The organism is Halobacteriovorax sp. (assembly GCF_041587335.1).
Lineage (GTDB): Bacteria > Bdellovibrionota > Bacteriovoracia > Bacteriovoracales > Bacteriovoracaceae > Halobacteriovorax.
Map to the genome: position 1 here is coordinate 1 of NZ_JBFGYP010000242.1, position 2,469 is coordinate 2,469.

Genomic DNA, 2,469 nt, shown 5'->3' on the forward strand with positions numbered 1-2,469 from the left:
ACCCGTAAGTCCAATCTATATGGAAATCAAAGAAAGCTTTCAAACCTTTTGCTCTTACTTACAGGGACTGTTCTATCTCAGATATTTATTAAGCTCTCTCCCGTGGCAGTCAGTATCATTGCTTCTAAGCAGGGGATAGGACTCTTTAACTTACTCTCTGTACCGTTATGGGTAGAGACACTTGCTGGAATTATATTTTTAGATTTTATTATTTATTGGCAGCACAGATACTTTCATTACTCAAAGTTTTTTTGGAAGTTTCATCGTGTTCATCATCTTGATGCTTTTCTCGATGCTACGACAGCTCTAAGGTTTCATCCATTAGAGATTATTTTTTCACTTCTAATAAAGACATTTTTTGTTCTGCTTTTAGGGATATCAGTTAATACAGTATTGCTATTTGAGATCATACTAAGTTCTATGGCCATATTTAATCACGCAAATATTCAACTGCCTTGGAAATTAGAAAATTATCTTCGATACTTTATTGTTACACCAAACTATCATGTCATTCATCATCACCCAGATATGGATAAGCATAACTCTAATTACGGATTCAATCTCTCTGTCTGGGACTATATCTTTAGAAGCTATTCTGAAAATAAAAACTACGACTTTAAAACTTTTGAATGTGGTTTAAAGAGTGAAAGAGAGGACAGCTTAAAGGGAATGCTAATGAGTCCCTTTAAGAGGTAATGATTAGGCAGCTGTTCTGTTTAAGCTTTGAGAATATTGTTGACCCATGTATTCATAAAGAAGAAAGTCTAGTGTTTTGTCTTCGTATAATTTAGCAAAGCTTTCTATAACACATACTTCAACTAGATCGCTTCTAAGTGAAGGAGCCTGTTCTCTTTGTAATTCAACTAAGAACTCAAAATCCATTTGGATAGACTTTGAGTTCGTATGTTTTTCAATTCTTGATAAAATTTGTGATTTTAAATGTGACATTTTGTCTCCTGAGCGTCTTGCACAATCTTTGTCTACTAGATAGACCGAGTACTTTCTGTACTTATCGGAAAAAAGTTAAGAAAATTAATCTACAGAGTAGTTGATTAACAATTTTCTTTGGTATTATAGTCTATTCTACAGAAATTTCACTACTAATTTATAAGTGGTTAGAATCAAATAATAAGATAGGTAATTAATGATCCCTTTTGCAAGCTTGGCCGATAAATCTATGGCCGATAAAATTACTACAGAAATAAAGAAACAAGGTATTTTCATAGAGGTTCACAAGCTTGAAGAAGAGTACGTTCTCAGTGTGCTTAAAGAAGAGGATGTTGAGAAGGCGATGGATATATATCGAGTGATGTTAGGACTTCCTAGACAATTTAAGCCTTCAAAGGAATGGACTGAGATACAAGCTATTCCTATGGGATTAACCACAAAAATTGTAATTGCCTTTTGTGTTGTAGTTTATATTTTAAACTCTTTTAATATTCTTCCAGAGCTATATTCTGTAATGAAAATATCAGCAAATGATAACCTTGAATTAGCCGAAATAAGAAATGGTCAATACTGGAGGCTTGTAACTCCAATATTTCTACATTTTGGTTTCATGCATATTTTATTTAATATGTTATGGATGAAAGACCTAGGAAAGATTATTGAGAAAGAGAAGTCTTCAAACTTTCTCTTAGTGTTTATCTTGATCGTTGGAACTATTTCCAACTTCTCACAATTTCTAATCTCTGGGCCAAACTTTGGTGGAATGAGTGGGGTTGTTTACGGTCTATTGGGTTACTTGTGGATGTATAAGAGAATAAACCCAGTGGCGAAGTTTTCATTACCTAAAAGTGATGTTGTTCTGATGGTAGGATGGTTCTTTCTATGTTTAATGGGTGTCTTTGTTTTTTCTATTGCTAATATGGCCCATGCTGTAGGTCTTACTCTTGGAATGGTTCTAGGTATATACTTTGGAGTAAGAGATTCAAAAAATCAGGCCAGTCTTAGAGATGTAGTTCTATTCTCTATTCTTGCGCTCGCTCTACCGGCCATTACTTGGAGTGTTGAGTATATTAAGGATCTATCTTAAGTGTCTGTAATTGTGATAAATTGTTCATGTTGAATATACTAAAGTAATTTGGTCGGATACCCGAAAAGTAGTAGAGAGAAGTCTACTAATTAGGGTAGCCGTGAGAGATTACTAGTTTGAAGATAAAGAATTTAATTCTTATTTTATTAATAGTTTCATTAAGTGTTGTTCCGACGCTAGCACATAGATTGATGCACGAAACTTACGACAGTAGTGAGAACTCTGCGACCGCATTGTATCTAGATGAGTCGACAGGAAATTTAGTTGTTCAAAAATATCATCTGTCTGATAGTGGCCTCAAGTCATCCGAATTTAAGTTTCCACAGAGAGTACAGTCTTTTGGAAGCTTTTATCATCCTATCTCTAAACTAAGACCAGAAATTAAAGAAGAAAAAAAAGTAATTGAAATGGGCAAATCTAGTCCTAAGGTTCAA

The 2,469-nt window shown here is 34.1% G+C and carries 4 protein-coding genes; 3 read left to right on the plus strand and 1 reads right to left on the minus strand.

The genetic code is table 11. From position 1 onward, the window contains the following. Window positions 1-696: sterol desaturase family protein (locus tag ABX784_RS16885; protein WP_372656235.1), on the plus strand; the 696-nt coding region annotated here is incomplete at its 5' end. A 3-nt stretch (window positions 697-699) separates the two neighbouring features. Here ABX784_RS16885 and ABX784_RS16890 read toward each other — a convergent pair. After that, window positions 700-948, minus strand: coding sequence for a hypothetical protein (locus ABX784_RS16890; protein WP_372656236.1), 249 nt, complete (start codon window positions 946-948; stop codon window positions 700-702). 196 nt (window positions 949-1,144) lie between these two features. Between ABX784_RS16890 and ABX784_RS16895 the strand changes: the two genes are divergently transcribed. Both ABX784_RS16895 and ABX784_RS16900 read left to right on the plus strand, forming a co-directional pair. After that, a complete protein-coding gene (locus ABX784_RS16895) occupies window positions 1,145-2,035 on the plus strand; it encodes a rhomboid family intramembrane serine protease (RefSeq protein ID WP_372656237.1) in 891 nt (296 codons plus the stop codon). A 116-nt stretch (window positions 2,036-2,151) separates the two neighbouring features. Continuing rightward, the coding region (locus ABX784_RS16900) for a hypothetical protein (protein ID WP_372656238.1) at window positions 2,152-2,469 on the plus strand (318 nt) is incomplete at its 3' end.